The following is a 21,189-nucleotide window of genomic DNA, read 5'->3' on the forward strand; positions in this document are numbered from 1 at the left end:
GCGGAGTCTCTTTACCGCGTCTTACCGCGTCATGGCCGGGACAGCCCGGCCATGACGGAGATATGAATCAATAATGCCACCCGTTTTCCGATTCGCGCCAAGCCCCAATGGTCACCTTCATCTCGGCCACGCCTTTTCGGCGATGCTGAATTTCGACCTGGCGCGACAGAGCGGCGGCCGGTTCCTGCTGCGCATCGAGGATATCGATGCGACCCGCTGCAGGCCGGAATTCGAGGCTGCGATCTACCAGGACCTCGGCTGGCTCGGCATTACCTGGGAAACGCCGGTGCGGCGGCAGTCGGAGCACCTTGCGGATTATCGCGCTGCGCTGGAGAAACTGTCGGCAGAGGGGCTGGTCTATCCGGCTTTCGAAAGCCGTGCCGAGATCGCAAGGCTGGTGGCGCAGCGCGAGGCCGACGCGCCCTGGCCGCGCGATCCCGACGGCGCGCCGCTCTATCCCGGTGCGGCGAAATCGCTGTCGCCGGATCAGCGCAGGCGACTGCTGGAAGCGGATACCCCCTATGCGCTGCGGCTCGACATGGCGGCGGCGTGCGGGCGCGCCTCCGGTCTGAGCTGGCTTGAACGGGGCGAAGGCCCCGATGGCGAAACCGGCGCCGTGGCCGCCCGGCCCGAAGCGTGGGGCGACGTCATCCTGGCGCGCAAGGAAACGCCGACCAGCTATCACCTCTCGGTGGTGATCGACGACGCCCTGCAGGGAGTCGCGGAAGTGGTGCGCGGTGCGGACCTGTTCTGGTCGACCAGCGTGCACCGGCTGCTGCAGCATCTGCTCGGTCTGCCGCAACCCACCTATCGGCATCATCGCCTGATCCTCGATGGCGAGGGACGCAAGCTGTCGAAGTCGACCGCGGCCACCGGTATTCGCGAACTCCGGGCCGGCGGTGCGACGCCCGCCGACATTCGTCGTCTGGTCGGCCTGCCTTAATTTGCCCTGAAAGCCCCTGCGGCGTGACTCTTCGCCGCCCGCCATGGCATGGTGGGACCGGCCTGGCTCGGGGGAATCATGGCGTTGAAGTCGCGCTCACAGCGCCCAGCGCGGACGCCGAAGAAGCGGACGCCGAAAAAACGTGTTGCAAGGGTTGCCGCCGGCAAGGCGCGCAAGCGTGCCGTCACGACTGCCGCGCCCAGCATGGTCGAGGCGGCGCTCGCAGCGTTCGCGCACGAGGTCCGCACGCCGCTCACCGGAATTCTCGCCATCAGCGATCTGCTGGCAACCTCCGACCTCGGCGAGCGCGAGCGGCGCTGGGTCGACACCATCAAGGCAGGCGCCGAGCATCTCGCCAGTCTCGCGACGCTGTTCGTCGACGCCGCGAGGAGTCGCGGCCCCGGCCTCGGCCCGCGGCAGGACTTCTTCGATCTGCGTACGCTCGCCCGCAGCGTCGGGGATTCGCTGGCCGGCCGGGCGACGGCGAAGGGCTTGCAGTCCGAGGTCGAGATTTCCGAAAAGCTTCCGGCCTTCGTGGTCGGCGATCCGGTCCGGCTGCGCGCGGCCCTGGAAAACCTGATCGACAATGCGGTGAAGTTCACGGAGGCGGGCGGCGTCGCGCTCGCGGTCAATCCGATATCGGGTCCGAAGGGCAAGGTCAGCGTCGCCTTTTCGATTTCCGACAGCGGCATCGGTCTCACACTCAGTGAAATCAAACGCCTGTTCCGCCCGTTCTCGCAGGCCAATGTCAGCATCGCCTCGCGCTTCGGCGGCGCCGGGCTTGGACTTTCATCGGTGAAGGCGCTGGCGCGGGCGATGGGCGGCGACATCCTCGTGGCGCAGCGGCCGGGCGGAGGGGCCACCTTCACGCTGACGGTGACCCTGGCCCGCGCCAAGGCGCCGCAACCGGCCGGTTCAGGCGCGGATGCCGGTGCGTCGCCGGATCAGGCGCGGGGCCTGCGCGTTCTCAGCGTCGAGGACAACCCGTTCGGCCGCGTCGTGCTCAATGCGATCCTCACCGAACTCGGCCATCAGGCGGAATTCATCGGCCGCGGCGAGCTCGCCGCCGAGCGGATCGCGCAAGGCGATTTCGACGCGGTGCTGATGGACATGGTGCTGCCGGGCATCAACGGCATCGAGGCGATCAGGCGAATCCGCAGGCTCGGCGCGCCGTTCGGCCGCATTGCCATCATCGGGGTGTCGGGCCGCGCCGACGACGAGGCGGCGTCGCGCGCGGCCGGCGCCGACGCCTTCCTGGTCAAGCCTGTGAGTCCAAGGGCTCTAGCGACTGCGCTGCTTGAAGCGACACGCCGTGCGGCAGCCGCGACTTGATGATCGCCGCGTTCAACTCGCCGCCATACACGAAGATCGCGGCGATGAAATACAGGAACACCAGCGCGATGACGACCGACGCCAGCCCCGCATACATCGTGACGTAGTTGTTGGCGAAGCGCGCGAGATACTGTCCGAACACGATGCCCGACACCAGCGATGCCGCGAAGGTGAAGATGATGCCGGGCAGGATCTGCAGGAAACCGCGGCGGCCGGCCGGAAGCCAGGCGTGCAGGATGAACAGGGCGATCACCAGCGCCAGCACCGTGATGGTGTAGCGCGTGACGTTGAGGAAATGTTCGTTGGTCTCGACGATCAGCGGAATATGGCGCCGCGCCGCCTCCAGCATCAGCGGACCGAGCACGATCAGGAAGGCCAGCGCCAGCGCCGTGAAGGCCGCGATCAGGGTATAGCCGATCGATTCCAGCCGCAGCCAGTACCAGCTCCGCGGCTCGATCACCGAATAGGCGCGGTTCAGTCCGACGCGCAGGCTCTCGACGCCGTTCGACGCAAAATACACCGCGAGCACGAGGCCGATGGTCAGCGCGTCGCCGCGGGTGGTCGTCAGTACGTCGTGGATCTCGCCGGACAGCGAATCCGCGACCTGCTTGGGCCAGACCTGCAGCAACAGACTCACCGCCTGGTCGGCGAGTTCCTTGGAGCCGAAAAAACCGGCCAGCGACGTCAGCACGATCAGGAACGGAAACAGCGCCATCAGCGCCGACAGCGCGATATGGCTCGCGATCGCCCAGCCGTCATCGGCGAGAAACGTGTAGAACGCATCCATGACGACCAGGTAGACGTAGCGAAGATGCCTCACATTTCACCTTGCTGGAGCGGGCGACGCGTTCAACCGGCGACCTCACTAGCTTCTGATATTATTGGACAAAAAGCCAGATCGTTACGCCGGGGCAGGGCCCGGTCTTATGCGTGGCGGACCGCCCGGCGCGGTGATATGTAGCGCCGATGGCATCATTCCTGAGCACGATTCTTCTTCCCATCGCGGTCGCCGCCGTTGCGCTGGTGCTGCTGCTAGGCCTCCTCAACATGGTGCGGGGCGGATCGCCGAACCGGTCGCAGAACCTGATGCGATGGCGGGTATTGCTGCAATTCGTCGCGATCGTCATCACCATGTTCGCGGTCTGGGCGATGGGCCGCTGAAGGAGACATAACCATGGTCGTCCTCAATCGTATCTACACCCGGACCGGCGACGACGGCACCACGGCGCTCGGCAGCGGCGAACGGCGCCCGAAATACGACCTGCGTATCGGCGCCTATGGAACCGTCGACGAGACCAACGCCGCCATCGGCATCGTGCGGCTGTATCTCAAGGAGGCGCGCGAACTCGATGCGATGCTCGGCCTGATCCAGAACGATCTGTTCGATCTCGGCGCCGATCTCGCGGTGCCCCAGCGCGAGGGCAAGGCCGAGCGCCTGCGGGTGCTGGGGAGCCAGGTCGAGCGCCTCGAACGCGACATCGACATGCTGAACGCGCGGCTGGCGCCGCTGACCTCATTCGTGCTGCCCGGAGGCACTCCGGCGGCGGCGCATCTGCACCTGGCGCGCACCATATGCCGCAGAGCGGAACGCGTCATGGTGGAACTCGCGGCCCAGCCCGACGAGCCGGTCAGCGACGCCGCGATCCAGTATATCAACCGGCTGTCGGATTTCCTGTTCGTCGCCAGCCGTTCCGTCAATGATAACGGCGCCGGGGACGTGTTGTGGGTCCCTGGTCAGAACCGCTAAAGCAGCCATGTCCGGGGCCGATTTTTGGCTTTCGCGCGTTGACCGCCGATAGCGGGACCATTAGGTTCCGCGCCCAAGCTGATCCATACCCCAAAATACAAGCGAAAGAGGGTCGATGAAGGTTCTGGTACCGGTAAAGCGGGTGGTCGATTACAACGTCAAGGTTCGCGTCAAGAGCGACGGATCCGGCGTCGAACTGTCCAACGTCAAGATGTCGATGAATCCGTTCGACGAAATCGCCGTCGAGGAGGCCCTGCGCCTGAAAGAGGCCGGCAAGGCCACCGAGGTCGTGGTGGTGTCGATCGGCCCGGCGCAGGCGTCGGAAACCATCCGTACCGGTCTGGCCATGGGCGCCGACCGCGGCATCCTGGTCAAGGCGGAGGGCAATGTCGAACCGCTGGCGGTGGCGAAGATCCTCAAGGCCGTGGTCGATGAAGAAAAGCCCGGCCTCGTCATTCTCGGCAAGCAGGCGATCGACGACGACTCCAACCAGACCGGCCAGATGCTGGCCGCCCTGCTCGGATGGTCGCAGGCGACCTTTGCCTCCAAGCTCGAAGTCGATGGTTCCGATTTCAAGGTGACGCGCGAAGTCGACGGCGGTCTGCAGACCGTGAAACTGAAGGGACCGGCGATCGTGACGACCGATCTGCGGCTGAACGAGCCGCGTTACGCCAGCCTGCCCAATATCATGAAGGCCAAGAAGAAGCCGATCGCGGACAAGGGCGCCGCCGATTACGGCGTCGACCTGACGCCGCGTCTCGAGGTGCTCAAGACCTCGGAGCCGCCGGGCCGCAAGGGAGGCGTCAAGGTCAAGGACGTCGCCGAACTGGTATCGAAGCTCAAGACGGAAGCCGGGGTTCTCTGATGACTACGCTGTTGATTGCCGAACACGACAATGCGTCGATCAAGGACTCCACCAACAAGGCGCTGACCGCGGCCGCCGCGCTCGGCGCCGACGTGCATGTGCTGGTCGCCGGCGAAAACGCCAAGGCCGCAGCCGACGCCGCGGCCAAGCTCGCCGGTGTCAAGAAGGTGCTGCTGGCGGACAACGCCGCCTATGCCCATGACCTCGCCGAACCGCTGGCCGCGCTGATCGTGGCGCTGGCGCCTTCCTATGACGCCTTCGTCGCGCCCGCGACCTCGCGCTTCAAGAACGTGATGCCGCGCGTCGCAGCCCTGCTCGACGTGATGCAGGTGTCGGAAATCATCAAGGTGGTTTCGCCCGATACCTTCGAGCGGCCGATCTATGCCGGCAACGCGATCCAGACCGTGAAGTCGAAGGACGCCAAAAAGGTCATCACGGTGCGGACCTCCACCTTCGCCGCGGCCGGCGACGGCGGCAGCGCCAGCGTCGAGAATGCTGCCGCGGCGGCCGATCCCGGCCTCTCCAGCTTCGTCGGCGAGGAGGTCGCCAAGAGCGACCGTCCGGAACTGACCTCGGCGAGGATCATCGTCTCCGGCGGTCGCGCCATGCAGAGCCGCGAGAATTTCGCCAAATATATCGAGCCGCTCGCCGACAAGCTCGGCGCCGGCGTCGGCGCCTCGCGCGCCGCGGTCGATGCCGGCTATGCGCCGAACGACTGGCAGGTCGGCCAGACCGGCAAGGTGGTAGCGCCGGAACTATATGTCGCGATCGGCATCTCCGGCGCGATTCAGCATCTCGCCGGCATGAAGGATTCCAAGGTGATCGTCGCGATCAACAAGGATGAGGATGCGCCGATCTTCCAGGTCGCCGATTACGGTCTGGTCGCGGACCTGTATCAGGCGGTTCCGGAGCTGACCGAGGCGCTCGGCAAGCTCGGAAAGTAACGACGATTCCAATAACCGGCCGGATGGATCGGACTCCGGCCGGTGTTTATGCAAAAGTGGGCGGACGCGCGAGCCGCGTCTCCCCCGGTGAGATGACAAAATGTCGGTGATGATCAACAAGATCGGCGTGATCGGCTCGGGCCAGATGGGCAACGGCATCGCGCATGTGGCGGCGCTGGCCGGGCTCAAGGTCGTGCTCAATGACATCTCGGAGGATCGCCTGAAATCCGCGATGGCGACCATCAACGGCAATCTGTCGCGCCAGGTCGCCAAGAAGATCATCACCGAGGACGCCCGCAAGCAGGCGCTAGAGCGGATCGTTTTCACCGAAACCATGGACGGGCTCGCCGATTGCGATCTGGTGATCGAGAGCGCGGTCGAGAAGGAAGAGGTCAAGCGCAAGATTTTTCACGATCTCTGCGCGGTGCTGAAGCCGGACGCCATCGTCGCCTCCAACACCTCGTCGATCTCGATCACCCGGCTGGCAGCATCCACCGACCGGCCCGAGCGCTTCATCGGTATTCACTTCATGAATCCGGTGCCGCTGATGGAACTGGTCGAGCTGATCCGCGGCATCGCCACCGATGACGCCACCTTCGACGCCGCCAAGGAATTCGTCACCCGGCTCGGCAAGCAGATCGCGGTGTCGGAGGATTTTCCGGCCTTCATCGTCAACCGCATCCTGCTGCCGATGATCAACGAGGCGATCTACACGCTCTATGAAGGCGTCGGTAACGTCGAAGCCATCGACGCCGCCATGAAGCTCGGCGCGCACCACCCGATGGGCCCGCTGGAGCTGGCCGACTTCATCGGGCTGGATACCTGCCTGTCGATCATGCAGGTGCTGCATGAGGGGCTGGCGGATTCCAAGTACCGGCCGTGCCCGCTGCTGGTGAAATACGTCGAGGCCGGCTGGCTCGGCCGCAAGACCCAGCGCGGCTTCTACGACTATCGCGGCGAAAAGCCGGTCCCGACGCGGTGATTTTGGCCTGTCTTTCTGGGTTTTTCGTATCCCGCTGTTAAGCGTATGTACTGGTGACCAGGACGCCAGAAGCTTTGAGTTGGTAGAATGGTCCGCAAGGTCGAGGGCCGTTCATGAGGCGATCCGTCAAATATGCTGTGTGGGCATTGCTGGCATTGCTTGCCGTGGTGATCATCCCCGTCGTCTCGCTTTTTCTGTCCGGGATTCTGCGCCAAGCCGAAACTGTGAGCTTTTATCGTGCGCGGCCAATTCTGAATTCCATGAACAGCGTTCATGACCGCATTTGGACAAACGATTCCCACTCAGCGCGTAGCGTATTGCTAGAGCGTTTCCCAATCGGGACAGAGCTGAATACTGCTCTCCCGACCCTGCAGAGGGAAGGTTTTGAGTGCACCAGACCGCCGACTGTTTCGGATGCGCCAGTTGATTGTCAGTTGTTGGCCCCTGCCGCCTCGGGAGGCTCAACTCGCTGGATCGTAGATCTGCGGTTTGATGAACGCGACCGGTTGACGGACGCTAAGGTCGCCGTTTGGAACATCTGGTCTTGAGGCGGTCCACCTCCCCGCCATCTCCAGCATTCGTTAACCCTTCCCCGACTATCTTGCCCCGCAAGACCGGGAGTACCGCGTATGGAAATGATGGCCATGGTTTCGAGCCTGCTCGCCATGCAGGCCGGCAACGTTCAGGGGCAGATCGCCGCCTCCATCATCAAGAACAATGCCGACGCGGAGAAATTCGCGGTTGCGACCCTGCTCGGCCAGCCCTCCCAGGCCAATCTCGGCCCCGGCGTCGGCGGCGCCCTCGACAAGCTCGCCTAGCACGATCCGGACCCGCAGGGCCGCGTTAGCGCAAAGTGGGTACCGGTTTTCCGATCAAGATCATGCGGAAAACTAAGAACCCGCCGCTGCCGGCTTCACCGCCGCCTTGATCAGCTTGATCGCGTCCTCGCTCGCCCATTCGGCGGGCCCGGCAATCGTGCCGATTTCGCAGCCCTGCGCGTCCACCAGCACCGTCGTCGGCATCCCGAGCGCCCGGCCTACGGACTTAAGATCCTGGAAAACCTTGGCTTTCTGGTCGGCGAAATAGCCGATCCGGGTCAGATTGGCCTCTTTCAGGAACGCCTTCGGCTTCTCGGGGTCACGGGTGTCGATATTGACCGCCACCACCTCGAAATCCTTATCCCCGAGCTTGCCCTGCAATTCGTCCAGCGCGGGCATCTCCTTGCGGCACGGCACGCACCAGGTGGCCCAGAGGTTGAGGAGCACGGTCTTGCCGCGCCAGTCCGACAGCTTTCGCGGCTTGCCCGCGGCATCCTCGAAGGCGAGGTCCGGCAGCCGCAACGGGGCTGTTGCCATGGTCAGGGCGGCGACCTCGCCATGCGCCAGCGGTGCCAGCTTGCGCGCCAGCTCGACCGCCGGGCGGCAGGCGGCATCGCCGCTCGGCCGGTTCAGCCCGCCGAGGCCGTAAACGACGGCCAATCCGATCGCCGTCGCGATCAGCACTGCCCCGATCGCGAGCGGAATCCGGCGCGTGGCGGCCCGGGGAGGCGAGGGCAGTTCGGGCATATCGTTTGTCATCCTGTATCAGATACGGCTATGCAGAGCCTGGATCGCGGCCGGTTGCGCCGGCTGCGGCGTTCCGTTCGCGGGACGTGGCGATGAATGGCAAGTTATGAGCAAGAAGTCATGAGCAACAAGATGTGGGGCGGCCGGTTCGGCGAGGGGCCCGATGCGATCATGGAGGAAATCAACGTCTCCATCGACGTCGATCGCCACATGTATGCCCAGGACATCGCCGCGTCCAAGGCCCACGCCGCGATGCTGGCCGCGCAGGGCATTATCACCAAAAACGATGCGAAAAATATCGCAGGCGGTCTAGACACGATTTTGTCAGAGATCGGCAAGGGCTCGTTCAGCTTCAAGCGCGCGCTCGAGGACATTCACATGAATGTCGAGAGCCGGCTGAGCGAGCTGATCGGGCCTGCCGCCGGACGGCTGCATACCGCGCGTTCGCGCAACGACCAGGTGGCGACCGATTTCCGGCTCTATGTCCGCGACACCATCGACGAGACCGATGCGGCGCTGGCCGGCTTCCAGCGCGCGCTGGTGGAGCGGGCGCTGGAACATGCCGGCACGGTCATGCCGGGCTTCACGCATCTGCAGACCGCGCAGCCCGTCACGTTCGGCCATCATCTCCTGGCCTATGTCGAGATGGCGGCGCGCGACCGCGGCCGCTTCGCCGATGCGCGCAAGCGCCTCAATGAATCGCCGCTCGGCGCCGCCGCGCTCGCCGGCACCTCGTTTCCGATCGACCGCGCCGCGACCGCGAAGGCGCTCGGCTTCGACCGGCCGATGGCCAATTCGCTCGACGCGGTGTCGGACCGCGACTTCGTGCTCGAAACCCTGTCGGCGGCGGCGATCGCCGCGGTGCATCTGTCGCGTTTCGCCGAGGAAATCGTGATCTGGACCTCGCCGCTGGTCGGCCTGGTGCGGCTAAGCGACAAGTTCACCACCGGCTCCTCGATCATGCCGCAGAAGCGCAACCCGGACGCCGCCGAGCTGGTGCGCGCCAAGACCGGCCGGGTGATCGGCGCGCTCACCGCGCTTCTGATCGTGATGAAGGGCCTGCCGCTCGCCTATCAAAAGGACATGCAGGAGGACAAGCAGGGCGCGATGGAGGCGTTCGGCGCGCTGTCGCTGGCGGTCCGGGCGATGACCGGCATGGTCATGGACATCGTGCCGGACGAGGCGCGGATGAAGCTGGCCGCGGGCGAAGGCTACGCCACCGCCACCGATCTCGCCGACTGGCTGGTGCGGACGCTGAAAATGCCGTTCCGCGACGCCCATCACGTCACCGGACGCATCGTCGCCAGGGCCTCGAAAGCCGGCGTGGCGCTGCACGAACTGGCCCTGAAGGACATGCAGGCGATCGAACCGAGGATTACCGCCGAGGCGATGGCTGTGCTCTCGGTGGAATCGTCGGTGAAGAGCCGGACCAGCTACGGCGGAACCGCCCCGAAGAACGTGCAGGCGCAGGCCAAGGCGTGGCTGAAGCGGCTGGAAAAAGAGCGAAAGTTGGGCTCGGCATAACAATTTCACTGCAATTTCATGGTTGTCCGGGTCTCGCCAGAACCGGGCAATCTTTGTATGGTGCCGCCCGCATTGGGGATCTCGTCGTGAATCGTAACCACCGCCCGACATACCAGGGATGGACCGTCATCGTTCTGAGCGCGGCCGTGCTCGCGCTCGGGGGCTGCGGACGCAAGGGCGGGCTCGATCTGCCGCCGAACGCGCCGCAGGCCGCGGCAGCGCAGGCCGATACCGAAGCCGAGCAGGCGGCGCGGCCGAGCGTCTTCAATCCGGCCTACGGGACCGATGCGCCGCCCACCGCGCCGAAAGGCCGCAAGAAAGCCTTCGTTCTCGATCCGCTTCTCGACTGAGAACACCAGCCATGAATCACTTCGACTACCGCAACGGCGTGCTGCACGCCGAGGCGGTCAATCTCATCGAGCTGGCGGAGGCGGTCGGCACGCCGTTCTATTGCTATTCGACCGCGACGCTGGAGCGCCATTACCGGGTGTTCAGCGAGGCCTTCGCCGGCGAGAAGACGCTGGTGTGTTACGCCATGAAGGCGAACTCCAACCAGTCGGTGCTGCGCACGCTGGCGAAACTCGGCGCCGGCGCCGACGTGGTTTCCGGCGGCGAGTTGAAGCGGGCGCTGGCCGCCGGCATTCCGCCGCACAAGATCCTGTTCTCGGGCGTCGGCAAGACCGAATCCGAGCTGCGCGCGGCGCTGGCTGCGGACATCCTCTGCATCAACGTCGAATCCGAGCCCGAACTCGAATTGCTGTCGCGGCTCGCCGTCGAGACGGGAAAGACCGCGCGGATCTCGGTGCGGGTCAATCCGGACGTCGATGCCGGCACCCACGCCAAGATCGCCACCGGCAAGTCCGAGAACAAGTTCGGCGTTCCGATCGCGCGGGCCCGTGCCGTCTATGCCCGCGCCGCGAAGCTGCCGGGGATCGAGGTGACCGGCATCGACATGCATATCGGCAGCCAGATCACCGATCTCAGCCGGATGGAAACCGCGTTCCGCATCCTGTCGGACTTCGTCACGACATTGCGCGCCGACGGCCACAGGATCTCGCATATCGATTTCGGCGGCGGGCTCGGCATTCCCTATCACATGGACCGCGAAGCGCCGCCGCTGCCATCGGCCTATGCCGCGATGGTCAAGCGGGTGACGCACAATCTCGGCTGCACGCTGATGTTCGAGCCCGGCCGGATGATCGTCGGCAATGCCGGCATCCTGGTCGCGCGCGTGATCCATGTGAAGCATGGCGATGCCAAGAACTTCGTCGTCATCGATGCGGCGATGAACGACCTGATCCGCCCCACCCTGTATGAAGCGCACCACGACATCCTGCCGGTCCGCGAGGCCGGCAAGGATGCGCGCACGATCACGGCCGACGTGGTCGGGCCGGTCTGCGAAACCGGCGACTATCTCGCGCTCGACCGCAAGCTCGCCGAGCCGAAGCCCGGCGATCTCGTGGCGATCATGACCGCCGGGGCCTACGGCGCGGTGCAGTCCGGCTTCTACAACACCCGGCCGCTGGTGCCGGAAGTGCTGGTCAAGGACGACCAATACGCTGTCGTGCGGCCCCGCATCGACGTCGACGCCCTGATCGCGATGGACAAGCCCGCGCCCTGGCTGTGATTGGCGGGGCACGACAGAGTTAGGTCTTGGCTTTCCCCACCACGACGCCCGCCGCCTGCTCGATCGGCTTGATCGCCGAGGTGAAGTCGGATTCCGGGCCCATGTCGCGCATCACCACTTCCCAGAGCCGGCCGACCGCTTCGGCGACCTCCATCGACAGCCCCAGCGCCTTCATTTCCTCGAGGCAGAGCCGCACGTCCTTGACCATCAGGCCGGTGGCAAAACCGAAATCGAAGGTGCGCGGCAGGATCGAGCGCGGAAACTTGTCGCGGCTCGCGGTGTTGAGCCCAGATCCGGCATTGATCACGTCGATCATCACGCTGGGATCGAGTCCCGATTTGACGCCCATCACCACGGCCTCCGAGGTCGCGACCACGGCGGTCGCCGACAACAGATTGTTGGCCAGCTTCATGGTCTGCGCCGAGCCGGGTTTCTCGCCGATGAAGAACACCTTGCCGATGACATCGAGCGCGGGCCTGGCCAGCTCGAAATCCGCTTTCGGCCCCGACACCATCACCGCCAGCGTACCCTTTTCGGCGCCGCCGACGCCGCCGCTCACGGGACTGTCGAGCTGCACGATGTTGCGTTTCGCCAGGAGGTCGTGAATTCGCACCGCCATGTGCGATCCGACGGTGGAGAGATCGACGAAGCGCCTGACCTTGTTGCCTTCGATCACGCCGCCGGTGCCGGTCGCGACCTCGAGCGAGGCCTGCAGCGACGGCAGGCTCGCCAGCACGGTCTCGGTGCGGTCGGCGACCTCTTTCGGCGATGCGGCGGCCTTGGCGCCGAGCGCCACCAGTTTGTCGACGGCCTCCTTGCGCTGGTCGAATACGACGAGCGCATGCCCCGCCTCGACCAGGCGGCGCGCCATGGGAAAGCCCATCTTGCCCAAGCCGATGAATCCGATGTCCATGATGGTTTGTTCCTGAATGTCTGGAAGCGGTCCTCATCCTGAGGAGGCCGCATCGCGGCCGTCTCGAAGGATGAATCGTCTTGATCGATCTTTCCCGGCCTCATGGTTCGAGACGGCGCAAGCGCGCCTCCTCACCATGAGGGGCGAGGATTTCAGCCCTTGTCGACTTCCGCAAACGCTTCGCGCGCGATCCTGAAGCTGTCGACGCCCGCGGGCACGCCGGCATAGATCGCGACCTGCATGAAGATTTCGCGAATCTCGTCCCTGGTCACGCCGTTGACCAGCGCGCCCTTGATGTGGATCTTCAATTCGTGCGGCCGGTTCAGGATCGAGATCATCGCCAGATTGAGCATGCTGCGGGTCTTGCGCGGCAGCTCCTCGCGGCCCCACACCGCGCCCCAGCAATATTCGGTGACCAGTTCCTGGAACGGCTTGTTGAACTCGTCGGCGTTCTTCACGGCATTGGCGACATAGGCCTCGCCCAGCACCGCCTTGCGAATCTCCAGTCCCTTGTCGTGTGTCTTCTGGTCCATGACGTTTCCTTGGGGTTTTGCTTGATGGTTCCGGCGGTTCGCGGCGGACGTTACGGGGTCGCGGCAGCCCAGTCACGCCTTCGTGTTATGCGTATTTCCGGGTGCGGGTTACCCCCGGAACAGGTGCCTCATTGCCGCCGTTGTGCTACGATTCCCTTTGGGCAACCCGGAGAGTTTGTTGAGCGGCGCCACCCCCGACCCCTCAGAAGCTGCGCGCGTCCCTGATGCCACCTCGCGGCTGCAACTGGGCCAGGCCCTGCAGCGGGCGAAATACGCGATCGCGTGGGAACAGACCTGGCCGCATCTGGCGCGGTTGCTGAGCCTCGTTGGGCTGTTTCTGGTGGTGTCCTGGGCCGGGCTGTGGCTGACGCTGCCGTTCCTGGCGCGCGCCATCGGCATCGGCCTGTTCGTGCTCGCCGCGCTCGGGGCGCTGTTGCCGCTCGTGCGATTCCGCTGGCCGAGCCGCGAAGCGGGCCTCAGCCGGCTCGACCGCGGCACCGGCATTCGCCATCGCCCGGCAACCGCGCTGACCGATACGCTGGCCACGCAGGATCCCGTCGCGCTGGCGCTGTGGCAGGCGCAACGCGAGCGCACCCTGGCTTCGCTGAAGCGGATCCGCGCCGGCCTGCCGTCGCCGCGGCTGGCGATCCACGATCCCTGGGCGCTGCGCGCGCTGGTCGTGGTGATGATGGTGGCAACCTATGTCGCCGCCGGCGACGAGCGCGGCTTGCGCGTCGCCGCGGCGTTCGACTGGAACGGCGTGCTGGCGCCGGCCAATGTCAGGGTCGACGCCTGGGTGACTCCGCCGCTCTACACCGGCAAGCCCCCGATCATCCTGTCGGCGGCGAACAAGGATGCCGCGGCGCCCGCCGCGGGTCCGTTGCCGGTTCCGGCGGGCTCTACGCTGATTGTGCGCTCGAGCGGCGGCACGCTCGATGTGGTGGCCGGCGGCGGCGTCACCGAAGCCGTGCCCACCGAGCAGGCGCCCAGGGGCACCAACGAAAGGCATTTCACCATCGCCGGCGACGGCACCGCGCATGTCCGCGCGCCCTCCGGGCAGCCGCAATGGCGCTTCAGCGCCACCGCCGATCGCGCCCCGGCTATCTCGCTCGCCAAGGACCCGGAACGCCAGGCCCGCGGTTCGCTGCAGATGTCCTACAGGATCGAGGACGACTACGGCGTTACCGAAGCGCAGGCGCGTTTTGCGGCCCGTCCCGGCGACGCGGCCAAGGGCGCCGCGGAGCCCCGGCCGCTGTTCGGCGCGCCGCAATTTTCGCTGGTGCTGCCGAATGCCCGGACCCGCAATGGCGTCGGCCAGACCGTCAAGGATCTCAGCGAAGATCCCTACGCCGGCGCCGACGTCACCCTGACGCTGACGGCGAAGGACGAGGCCGGCAATGAGGGCAAGAGCGAGCCGTTCAACATGCGGCTTCCGGAGCGGCTGTTCACCAAGCCGCTGGCGCGGGCGCTGATCGAGCAGCGCCGCATTCTGGCGCTCGACGCCAATCAGAACGGGCCGGTCTATGCCGCGCTCGACGCGCTGATGATCGCGCCGCATCTGTTCATGCCCGAGACCGGCCAGTATCTCGGTCTCTACAGCGTGGCGCGGCAGCTCGAGGCCGCCCGCACCGACAATGCGCTGCGCGAGGTCGTCGCCAGCCTGTGGGCGCTCGCCGTCACCATCGAGGACGGCAACATCACCGACGTGGACAAGGCGTTGCGCGCCGCGCAGGAGGCGCTTAAGCAGGCGCTGGAGCGCGGCGCCAGCGACGAGGAGATCAAGAAGCTCACCGAAAATCTGCGCGCGGCGCTGGATAATTTCATGCGCCAGCTCGCCGAACAGCTGCGCAACAGCCCGCAGCAATTGGCGCGGCCGCTCGATCCCAACACCCGGATGCTGAGCCAGCAGGACCTCAAGAACATGATCGACCGCATGGAGCGCCTGTCGCGCTCCGGCGACAAGGAGGCGGCCAAGCAGCTGCTCGAGCAGCTGCAGCAGATGCTGGAGAACCTGCAGATGGCGCAGCCCGGCCAGTCCGGCGACGGCGACATGGAGCAGGCGCTCAACGAGCTCGGCGACATGATCCGCAAGCAGCAGCAGTTGCGCGACAAGACCTACAGGCAGGGCCAGGATTCGCGGCGCGATCGCCAGCGCGGCAAGCAGGGCGATCAGAGCATGGGCGATCTGCAGCAGGATCAAGAGGGCCTGCGCGACCGGCTGAAGAGATTGCAGCAGGAACTGGCCAAGCGCGGCATGGGGCAGGGCCAGCGCGGCGAGAAGGGAAGCCGCGGCGAGCAGGGCCAGCAAGGCGAACAGGGCGACGGCGAGGACGGCCTCGGTGAGGCCGATTCCGCGATGGGCGACGCCAGCGGCAGGCTGGGCGAGGGCAACGCCGATGGTGCGGTGGATTCGCAAGGCAAGGCGCTGGAAGCGCTGCGCAAGGGAGCCCAGAGTCTGGCCGAGTCGATGCAGCAGGGCGATGGCGACGGACAGAACGATGGCCCGGGCCAGCGCGCAGGAAGGCAGCAGAGCGGCGGCAACCAGCAGGATCCCCTGGGAAGGCCGCTGCACGGCCGCGAATTCGGCGACGATTTCTCGGTGAAGATTCCCGGCGAGATCGATGTGCAGCGGGTGCGCCGGATCCTGGAAGAACTCCGCCGCCGCCTCGCCGATCCGCAGCGGCCGCAGATCGAACTCGATTACATCGAGCGGCTGCTGAAGGATTATTGAGGGCTTCGTCCGGACTGGCGGCCCCGCCACGGGGGCGCGTGTCATACGCGGGCTTGACCCGCGTATCCATCAACCCCGAAAAGAGTCTTGCGAAGCAGATGGATTGCCGGGTCAAGCCCGGCAACGACGAGTCGAGAGCGACGGCCCGCTATCCCTTCCTTGCCGCCAGCGCGTCGGCCACCGCGGTGCGGATATCGGCCACCGAGAACGGCTTCGTCACCACGTCGTGCACGATCGCATTGAGGCCGTGGGCGCGTTCGCGCTGGTCGGCAAAGCCGGTCATCAGCAGGATCGTCAGGTCCGGAAAATCCCGCGCCGCCGCCAGCGCCAGTGCGATGCCGTCCATCACGGGCATCTGGATGTCGGTGAGCAGGAGGTCGAAGGCGCCCGGTTCGCGGGCGAGGATTTCCAGCGCTTCGGCGCCGTCTTCGGCGGTGACGGTGGCGTGGCCGTCCATGGCGATGGCCCGCGCCACCAGGGTGCGCATGGATTCTTCGTCGTCGGCAATCAGCACGCGCGGCATCGGGCACCCGTCTTTAGCCAGCGGGACTATAGCGTTTTCGAGCGAAGCGGATACCGGTTCGCGTATAGAAAACGCGTCAGGAAAAGACTGGTGGCCTGTTCACGCATGGCCGCCGGCGATGTCCCGCCTGTTGAAGAAGCGTACATCGATATTGCGGCCTTCGGGGGGCGGCGAAGCCAGCCGCGACTTGAACCAGGCGCGTTCGCCCGGCTTCAGCACCGACTGTTCCAGCACCGCGTTCCAGGCGTAGATCTCCGCGCCCTGCGCGTCGCGGACGGAAAAGCGCAGCCGCGGCAAATCGACCGGCTTGCGCCCTTCGCCTGTTATCACGCCCTCGATCACCAGCACCGGCTTGCCTTCCACGGTCTCGGAAGTGATCTTGACGTCCTTGAACATCAGCCCGCGCAGGTTTACCTCGAGGCCGACCATCTTGTAGAAGGCGGCGGTCTGCGGCAGCAGCCGCACCACGTCGACCCGCCAGATCATCAGCGCCAGCACCAGCGCGCCCATCGCGGCGCAGGCGGTGGTGAGGCTGACGGAGGGTTTGCCGGGGGCGTGATACGCCTCCGGGCGGGCGAAGAGCTTGCGGAACCAGGACCGGCGCTGCGGCTGCCCGCTCTCCGCGTCCTCGGCATCGTTTCGGGCGGCCGACGCCCAGTCGGTCGAGGCGTCGGCTTCGGCCGGCCAGTCGGCCGATATCGAGGGACTGTCGACGACGGGGGTGTCCGAACCGCCGTCCTCGCGCGCCATCGCTTCCCATTCCGCGGCGGCGTCGGCATTCGAGGCCTGCCGGCCGGCCTGCGCCATCGCCGGCGCGGCCATCTCGACCGCATCCTCCGGCCGCGCCAGCCAGACTTCCTTGCAGCGGGAACAGCGGACGGTACGGCCGGCCGCGCCCAGGTTAGCCGGATCAATGGCATAGGACGTTGTACAATGAGGGCAAACGATGGGCATGGAGCCAATCTCCACAATGACGCTGGCCGGATGCTACAAGGCGACCGTTAACGAACCGGAAACCATAACCGAAGCACAACCGTTTTCTCTGGTTCGCGGCCTCGGCGGGGCCGGCGAACGGCAGGCCTTCGGCTGCGGCTTTCCGGCCGCGCCCCACATCGAACGGAGCTGAGCTTGGTTCGGTTCGAAAATGTCGGATTGCGTTACGGGCTTGGCCCGGAGATTCTGCGCGACCTCAGTTTCCTGATCCCCGCCCATTCCTTCCAGTTCCTCACCGGTCCGTCCGGCGCCGGCAAGACCTCGCTGCTGCGGCTGTTGTTCCTGTCGCTGCGGCCGACGCGCGGCCTGGTCAACCTGTTCGGCCACGACGTCTCGCTGCTTGGCAAGGATCAGATCGCGGACTTGCGCAAGCGGATCGGCATCGTGCTGCAGGACTTCCGCCTGCTCGATCACATGACGACCTACGAGAATGTGGCGCTGCCGTTCCGGGTGATGGGCCGCGAGGAATCGAGCTACCGCAAGGAGGTCATCGACCTCCTCAAATGGGTCGGGCTCGGCGAGCGGATGGATGCGCTGCCGCCGATCCTGTCCGGCGGCGAGAAGCAGCGCGCGGCGATCGCGCGTGCCGTGATCTCGCGCCCGCAATTGCTGCTCGCGGACGAGCCGACCGGCAACGTCGATCCGACGCTGGGGCGGCGGCTGCTGCGGCTGTTCATCGAACTGAACAAGTCCGGCACCGCCGTCATCATTGCCACCCACGACATGGCGCTGATGGACCAGTACGACGCGCGGCGGCTGGTGCTGCATCAGGGACGGTTGCATATCTATGAGTAGGTCAGGCGACGAGCATGGGCCGCTGGTGGATCTCGGCCACGAGCGTCCGCAGGTGCCGGCACGGGCGCGCAACCTGTCGCCGATCGTGCCGCGCGCCTCGATCGCCGGCCGCGCGCTGGTTGCCGTGGTCGCCATCATGACCTTCCTCGCCTCGATCACCACAGGCGCGGTGCTGCTGGTGAGCGCTTCGGCTGCGGAATGGCAGTCGGAGGTCGCGAGCGAAATCACTATCCAGGTGCGCCCCACCGCCGGGCGCGACATCGAGCGCGATGCGGCGGCGGTGGCCGAGACGATGCGGAGCCAGCCCGGCATCGTCGAGATCAAGCCCTTCACCAAGGACGAGTCCGCCAAATTGCTGGAGCCGTGGCTTGGCAGCGGATTGTCGTTCGACGATCTGCCGGTGCCGCGCGTCATCGTCGCGCGGGTCAAGCCGGGTACCGCGCTCGACCTGGCGGCGCTGCGCAGCCGGGTGTCGCAGGTGGCGCCGACGGCCAGCGTCGACGATCACCGCGCCTGGATCGAGCGGATGCGCTCGATGACCGGCGCAACCGTGTTTGCCGGCATCGGCATCCTCGCCTTGGTGATCATCGCCACCATCATTTCGGTATCGTTCGCAACCCGCGGCGCGATGGCGGCGAATCGTCCGATCGTCGAGGTGCTGCACTTCGTCGGCGCCGGGGACCGCTATATCGCCAACCGCTTCTTGCGACACTTTCTCAGGTTGGGCCTCGAGGGCGGCGTGATCGGCGGCGGCATCGCGATGCTCGCCTTCGGGTTCTCCGAATCGATCGCCGGCTGGTTTTCGGGCACCCCCGTCGGCGATCAGTTTGCGGCCTTGCTGGGGACGTTTTCGCTGCGCCCGTCGGGCTATCTGGTGTTGGCGGTGCAGGCGGTGTTGATCGCGGCGATCACCGCCTGGGCGTCGCGGCGGACGCTGTTCGCCACGCTCGACGACATCGACTGATGGCCGCCGATACCGCGCCAAACCGGACTCCACTTCGCCGCAAAACGTTCTAGACTTGTAAAAGGAAGGGCAACGTCAGTACCGCATGAAGCCGAAGTCCGCCGATAGCTCGCCTGCCGCGCCGGTTGCCGCGCCGAGGGGACGGCTGCGCGCAACGATCGTCGCCTCGCTGGCGATTGCCTTCGTTGTAGCCGCGGTCGGCTTCGTCGGGTTCCTGTCGCAATTGCGCGGCGCCGAGGTGAAGCCCGAGCGCAGCGCCGACGGCATCGTCGTGCTCACCGGCGGTTCTTCGCGGGTCTCCGATGCGATGGAATTGCTGGCCGGCGGCTACGGCAAGCGGCTGCTGATTTCCGGCGTGCATCCGACCAACGCCGCGAGCGATATTTCCCGGTCGCTGCCCGACAATCATTCGCTGCTGCGCTGTTGCGTCGATCTCGACCGCTCCGCCGTCAATACCCGCAGCAATGCGGCGGAGACCCGGCGCTGGGCGCGCGAGCGCGGCTTCAAGTCGCTGATCGTGGTGACATCGAACTACCATATGCCGCGCGCCATCGTCGAATTGTCGCATGCGATGCCCGATATTCAGCTGATCCCGTTCGCGGTGGTCGGCGAGAAATGGCGGGATGAGCCATGGTGGACGAGTGGCGCGACGTTGCGGCTGCTGCTATCGGAGTACGTCAAATACGTCGCCGCGGAGGTGCGGGTGCGTCTGGCCGACGGCGGTCTCGACCTGACCCCCGAACTCGCGGACCAGCCGTCCAGGTCCCTCGCCCCGCGCAGACCGGCGACGGCCCAAGCCAACTGATCTGGGTATTCCATGGTTTCGATCTTCCTGCGTTCGCTGGTCTACAATGTGCTGTTCTACATGCTGCTGGTGTTCTGGCTGATCGTCGGAATCCCGACCTACCTGATGCCGCGCTGGGCCATCCTGAACATCGCCAGATACTGGGCGCGCAGCAGCATCTGGCTGTTGCGCGTGATCTGCAACACCAGGGTGGAATATCGCGGGCTCGAGAAGATCCCGAAGGGGCCGCTGATCGTGACCTCGAAGCATCAGTCGATGTGGGAAACCTTCGCGCTGCTGCAGTTCTTCGAGCAGCCGCTCTACATCCACAAGCGCGAACTGACCTGGATTCCGTTCTTCGGCTGGTACCTGATGAAGGCGGACATGATCGGGATCGACCGGGGCGCCGGCGGACGCGCGCTGCTGGATATGGCGCGCCGCGCCGGCGAGGCGGTGCGGCGCGGCCGCCAGTTGATCATCTTTCCCGAGGGCACCCGAACCGCGGTCGACGCCAAGCCGCATTACAAGACCGGCGTGGCCCAGGTCTATGTCGATTGCGGCGTGAGCTGCCTGCCGGTTGCGCTCAATTCGGGACTGTTCTGGCCGCGCCGCACCTTCATGCGCTATCCGGGCACGCTGGTGGTCGAGTTTCTCGATCCCTTGCCACCGGGCCTGACCCGCCGCGAATTCATCGAGCGCGTCTCGACCGTGATCGAGGCCGCCACCAGCCGGCTGGTCGAGGCCGCGCGGGCGGAGCAGGCGCAATTGTTCGGCCGTGTGCCGAACGCGCCGGCGAGGGATTAGGCTTCTTTCTTACCCTGCCCCTCCAGGGGAGGGTGAAGTGAATGTGCATCCCCATGCAGCATCGCGGCCAGCTGGTGCAACTGGGCGTCGCGAAATCCCTGCGCCTCGATCGACTTCACGGTGGCCAGCACGTAGTCGCGATTGTTGCCGGAGCGGCCGTGACCCTGCTGCACGTAGCGCAGCTGCTCGGTCAGCGAGAGCCGCCCGGCATATTGCACATGGCTGCGGTCGACCACGTAAGCGAGCGCGCTGACCCGCTGCCGGGCATCGTCCGCGAGCCAGACCGAACGCATCACTTCGCGATAGACGTGGGTGGTCTGCTCGCGGCTGCGCAGATAGTCCACGGTGTCGCTGCGTTGCTTCGCCGCGACCCGGAACGCGACGCCGCGGCACGCGCCGCCGCGGTCGAGCCCGAGCACGAGGCCGGGCTTCTCCGGCGTTCCACGATGGTCGAAGGAGTAGACGCAGAGCGCGCGGTGCTCGCCGATCAGCCTCGCGGGGACCTGCTCGATGAATTCGAAGCCCGGCTGCCACATCAGCGAGCCGTAGCCGAACACCCACAGGTCGCCTTTGGACAATTCCGATTCGGAAACGATTTCAGCTGGCATCGCGCGCACGCC

Annotated in this window: 25 protein-coding genes; 18 read left to right on the forward strand and 7 right to left on the reverse strand. The window is 65.9% G+C overall.

The features are described from left to right. Positions 1–73: 73 nt before the first annotated feature. A complete protein-coding gene (gluQRS, locus tag KMZ68_RS04545) occupies positions 74–943 on the forward strand; it encodes a tRNA glutamyl-Q(34) synthetase GluQRS (protein WP_215614691.1) in 870 nt (289 codons plus the stop codon). Between the two features lie 78 nt (positions 944–1,021). Next, complete coding sequence (locus KMZ68_RS04550) at positions 1,022–2,275, forward strand: ATP-binding protein (protein WP_215614692.1); 1,254 nt, start codon at positions 1,022–1,024, stop codon at positions 2,273–2,275. On the opposite strand, the gene KMZ68_RS04555 is transcribed toward KMZ68_RS04550, so the two are convergent. Beyond that, positions 2,202–3,062 (reverse strand): YihY/virulence factor BrkB family protein, encoded by an 861-nt coding sequence (locus KMZ68_RS04555; RefSeq protein ID WP_371741461.1) that lies wholly within the window; start codon positions 3,060–3,062, stop codon positions 2,202–2,204. The genes KMZ68_RS04550 and KMZ68_RS04555 overlap by 74 nt on opposite strands. Positions 3,063–3,241: 179 nt before the next feature. On the opposite strand from KMZ68_RS04555, the gene KMZ68_RS04560 reads away from it, so the two are divergent. The 7 genes from KMZ68_RS04560 (at position 3,242) to KMZ68_RS04590 (ending at position 7,631) form a co-directional block, all read left to right on the forward strand. Further along, positions 3,242–3,436, forward strand: a complete 195-nt coding sequence (locus KMZ68_RS04560; protein ID WP_215614694.1) for a twin transmembrane helix small protein — start codon at positions 3,242–3,244, stop codon at positions 3,434–3,436. A 13-nt stretch (positions 3,437–3,449) separates the two neighbouring features. After that, positions 3,450–4,022 (forward strand): cob(I)yrinic acid a,c-diamide adenosyltransferase, encoded by a 573-nt coding sequence (locus tag KMZ68_RS04565; RefSeq protein WP_215614695.1) that lies wholly within the window; start codon positions 3,450–3,452, stop codon positions 4,020–4,022. 115 nt (positions 4,023–4,137) lie between these two features. Next, a complete protein-coding gene (locus KMZ68_RS04570; protein ID WP_215614696.1) occupies positions 4,138–4,887 on the forward strand; it encodes an electron transfer flavoprotein subunit beta/FixA family protein in 750 nt (249 codons plus the stop codon). Further along, the gene (locus tag KMZ68_RS04575) at positions 4,887–5,831 is read left to right on the forward strand and encodes an electron transfer flavoprotein subunit alpha/FixB family protein (protein ID WP_215604937.1); all 945 of its coding nucleotides are present in this window, start codon (positions 4,887–4,889) and stop codon (positions 5,829–5,831) included. Before KMZ68_RS04570 ends, KMZ68_RS04575 begins: the two co-directional genes overlap by 1 nt. Before the next feature lie 100 nt (positions 5,832–5,931). Beyond that, positions 5,932–6,813, forward strand: a complete 882-nt coding sequence (locus KMZ68_RS04580) for a 3-hydroxybutyryl-CoA dehydrogenase (RefSeq protein WP_215614697.1) — start codon at positions 5,932–5,934, stop codon at positions 6,811–6,813. 113 nt (positions 6,814–6,926) lie between these two features. Then, positions 6,927–7,361, forward strand: coding sequence for a hypothetical protein (locus KMZ68_RS04585; RefSeq protein ID WP_215614698.1), 435 nt, complete (start codon positions 6,927–6,929; stop codon positions 7,359–7,361). A gap of 81 nt (positions 7,362–7,442) precedes the next feature. Then, the gene (locus KMZ68_RS04590; RefSeq protein ID WP_215614699.1) at positions 7,443–7,631 is read left to right on the forward strand and encodes a hypothetical protein; all 189 of its coding nucleotides are present in this window, start codon (positions 7,443–7,445) and stop codon (positions 7,629–7,631) included. A gap of 72 nt (positions 7,632–7,703) precedes the next feature. Here KMZ68_RS04590 and tlpA read toward each other — a convergent pair whose 3' ends face one another. Next, positions 7,704–8,390, reverse strand: coding sequence for a thiol:disulfide interchange protein TlpA (gene tlpA, locus KMZ68_RS04595; RefSeq protein ID WP_215614700.1), 687 nt, complete (start codon positions 8,388–8,390; stop codon positions 7,704–7,706). A gap of 108 nt (positions 8,391–8,498) precedes the next feature. On the opposite strand from tlpA, the gene argH reads away from it, so the two are divergent. The 3 genes from argH to lysA all read left to right on the forward strand — a co-directional run bounded on the left by argH (position 8,499) and on the right by lysA (position 11,529). Further along, entirely contained in the window at positions 8,499–9,902 is a 1,404-nt protein-coding gene (argH, locus tag KMZ68_RS04600; RefSeq protein WP_215614701.1) for an argininosuccinate lyase, read from the forward strand. Between the two features lie 86 nt (positions 9,903–9,988). Then, positions 9,989–10,252, forward strand: a complete 264-nt coding sequence (gene lptM, locus KMZ68_RS04605; protein ID WP_249779521.1) for an LPS translocon maturation chaperone LptM — start codon at positions 9,989–9,991, stop codon at positions 10,250–10,252. Positions 10,253–10,263: 11 nt separating this feature from the next. Continuing rightward, positions 10,264–11,529 carry a diaminopimelate decarboxylase gene (lysA, locus tag KMZ68_RS04610; RefSeq protein WP_215614702.1) on the forward strand — a complete coding sequence of 422 codons (1,266 nt, stop codon included), beginning with the start codon at positions 10,264–10,266 and terminating at the stop codon, positions 11,527–11,529. Between the two features lie 19 nt (positions 11,530–11,548). Here the strand turns inward: lysA and KMZ68_RS04615 are convergent, their stop codons facing one another. Both KMZ68_RS04615 and KMZ68_RS04620 read right to left on the reverse strand, forming a co-directional pair. Then, positions 11,549–12,442 carry an NAD(P)-dependent oxidoreductase gene (locus KMZ68_RS04615; protein WP_215614703.1) on the reverse strand — a complete coding sequence of 298 codons (894 nt, stop codon included), beginning with the start codon at positions 12,440–12,442 and terminating at the stop codon, positions 11,549–11,551. A 152-nt stretch (positions 12,443–12,594) separates the two neighbouring features. Then, positions 12,595–12,975, reverse strand: a complete 381-nt coding sequence (locus KMZ68_RS04620; protein WP_215614704.1) for a carboxymuconolactone decarboxylase family protein — start codon at positions 12,973–12,975, stop codon at positions 12,595–12,597. A 178-nt stretch (positions 12,976–13,153) separates the two neighbouring features. Between KMZ68_RS04620 and KMZ68_RS04625 the strand changes: the two genes are divergently transcribed. Beyond that, positions 13,154–15,706 (forward strand): TIGR02302 family protein, encoded by a 2,553-nt coding sequence (locus KMZ68_RS04625; protein WP_215614705.1) that lies wholly within the window; start codon positions 13,154–13,156, stop codon positions 15,704–15,706. 148 nt (positions 15,707–15,854) lie between these two features. Here KMZ68_RS04625 and KMZ68_RS04630 read toward each other — a convergent pair whose 3' ends face one another. Both KMZ68_RS04630 and KMZ68_RS04635 read right to left on the reverse strand, forming a co-directional pair. Then, positions 15,855–16,229: a response regulator gene (locus KMZ68_RS04630; RefSeq protein ID WP_215614706.1), complete on the reverse strand. Its 375-nt coding sequence runs from the start codon at positions 16,227–16,229 to the stop codon at positions 15,855–15,857. Positions 16,230–16,328: 99 nt separating this feature from the next. Continuing rightward, the gene (locus tag KMZ68_RS04635) at positions 16,329–17,183 is read right to left on the reverse strand and encodes an MJ0042-type zinc finger domain-containing protein (RefSeq protein ID WP_215614707.1); all 855 of its coding nucleotides are present in this window, start codon (positions 17,181–17,183) and stop codon (positions 16,329–16,331) included. Positions 17,184–17,199: 16 nt separating this feature from the next. Here KMZ68_RS04635 and KMZ68_RS04640 point away from each other — a divergent pair, with 16 nt between their 5' ends. The 5 genes from KMZ68_RS04640 (at position 17,200) to KMZ68_RS04660 (ending at position 20,569) form a co-directional block, all read left to right on the forward strand. Further along, a complete protein-coding gene (locus tag KMZ68_RS04640; protein ID WP_215614708.1) occupies positions 17,200–17,355 on the forward strand; it encodes a hypothetical protein in 156 nt (51 codons plus the stop codon). 2 nt (positions 17,356–17,357) lie between these two features. Continuing rightward, the gene (gene ftsE, locus KMZ68_RS04645) at positions 17,358–18,017 is read left to right on the forward strand and encodes a cell division ATP-binding protein FtsE (protein WP_215614709.1); all 660 of its coding nucleotides are present in this window, start codon (positions 17,358–17,360) and stop codon (positions 18,015–18,017) included. Then, the gene (locus tag KMZ68_RS04650) at positions 18,010–18,981 is read left to right on the forward strand and encodes a cell division protein FtsX (protein ID WP_215614710.1); all 972 of its coding nucleotides are present in this window, start codon (positions 18,010–18,012) and stop codon (positions 18,979–18,981) included. Before ftsE ends, KMZ68_RS04650 begins: the two co-directional genes overlap by 8 nt. Before the next feature lie 85 nt (positions 18,982–19,066). Next, complete coding sequence (locus KMZ68_RS04655; RefSeq protein WP_215614711.1) at positions 19,067–19,786, forward strand: YdcF family protein; 720 nt, start codon at positions 19,067–19,069, stop codon at positions 19,784–19,786. Positions 19,787–19,798: 12 nt separating this feature from the next. Beyond that, complete coding sequence (locus tag KMZ68_RS04660) at positions 19,799–20,569, forward strand: lysophospholipid acyltransferase family protein (protein WP_215614712.1); 771 nt, start codon at positions 19,799–19,801, stop codon at positions 20,567–20,569. On the opposite strand, the gene KMZ68_RS04665 is transcribed toward KMZ68_RS04660, so the two are convergent. After that, positions 20,566–21,177 carry a gamma-glutamylcyclotransferase gene (locus KMZ68_RS04665; RefSeq protein ID WP_215614713.1) on the reverse strand — a complete coding sequence of 204 codons (612 nt, stop codon included), beginning with the start codon at positions 21,175–21,177 and terminating at the stop codon, positions 20,566–20,568. The two genes, KMZ68_RS04660 and KMZ68_RS04665, sit on opposite strands and share 4 nt — an antisense overlap. Positions 21,178–21,189: the final 12 nt, after the last annotated feature.

This window comes from Bradyrhizobium sediminis (genome assembly GCF_018736105.1).
In the GTDB taxonomy this organism is placed as follows: domain Bacteria; phylum Pseudomonadota; class Alphaproteobacteria; order Rhizobiales; family Xanthobacteraceae; genus Bradyrhizobium.